Origin of the sequence: Massilia sp. ST3 (assembly GCF_018119405.1) — a bacterium.
Classification (GTDB): Bacteria; Pseudomonadota; Gammaproteobacteria; order Burkholderiales; family Burkholderiaceae_D; genus Telluria.
The window spans coordinates 1-1,163 of the sequence record NZ_JAGPWC010000149.1 but is presented as its reverse complement, the minus strand read 5'-3'; the positions used below and the strand labels follow the sequence as shown (position 1 = coordinate 1,163).

Annotated in this window: 1 pseudogene; it reads left to right on the top strand. The window is 65.5% G+C overall.

Annotated features, from left to right (window positions below):
* Nucleotides 1-1,163: pseudogene (locus tag KBW98_RS23790) on the top strand (hypothetical protein); the annotation flags it as partial.

The window sequence follows — 1,163 nt, the reverse complement described above, 5'->3', positions numbered from 1 at the left end:
GCCGCGACCACCCCGTCGGCCAGCTCGATGCTGTCGAACGGCGTGACCGCCTCGGTCAGCGCCACCATCGGCGGCGTGCGCTATACCGCCTCGGCCGACGAACTGATCAAGGCCGGCAAGGCCACCACCTGGCTGGCCGGCCCGACCACCAGCGAATGGCTGGTCACCGCCCCACTGAAAACCAGCAGCGGCGTCGCCCACCCGCACCTGAGCGCGCGCTTCGCCGTGCGCTGGTACGAAGCAGCCAAGAAGGCGCGCGTCGACGTGACCCTGGAAAACAGCTGGGCGTACGAAGCCAATCCCCAAAACTTCACCTACGACGCCGAAGTCATGGTCGGCGGCAAGGCCGTGTTCACCAAGGCGGCCCTGACCCACCTGCACCACGCCCGCTGGCGCCAGACCTTCTGGTCGACCGGCGCCGCACCGACCCTGAACGTCAAGCAGAACATCGGCTACCTGGTCGGCTCGCGTGCGATGCCGAACTTCGACACCTCGCTGAAAGTGCCGGAAACCGCCATCGTCGGCCAGGAAAAGCGCTGGCTCGCGTCGAACCGCGCACCGATGGGCCTTGGCATGGCGATCGCCTATATGCCGACCACCGGCGGCCGCGGCGATATCGGCCTGCTGCCGAACTGGGGCGCAATGTACCTGCTGAGCATGGACCGCCGCATGCGCGACGCCACCCTGGGCACCGCCGACCTGGCGGGCAGCTGGTCGACCCACTACCGCGACAAGAACACCGGCCAGCCGATCAGCCTGATCGACTATCCGTACATGACCATCATGGCCCGTCCGACCGACACCAAGAACCCGGCGACCGGCAAGTACGAAGCCTTCCCGGTGTGCGACAAGGCAACCGTGTGCAAGACCCCGTACACCCATGACGTGTCGCACCAGCCGGCCTTCGCCTACCTGCCTTACCTGGTGACTGGCGACCATTATTATCTGGAAGAGCTGCAGTTCTGGAGCATGTACAACGTGTTCCAGTCGCACCCGAGCTACCGCCAGAACATCAAGGGCCTGGTCCAGCCGGAACAGGTGCGTGGCCAGGCATGGTCGCTGCGTACCCTGGCCGAGGCTGCTTACATCACGCCGGACAACGATCGCCTGAAGTCGCACTTCAACCGCATCCTGGACAGCAACCTGGACTGGTACAACGCGAC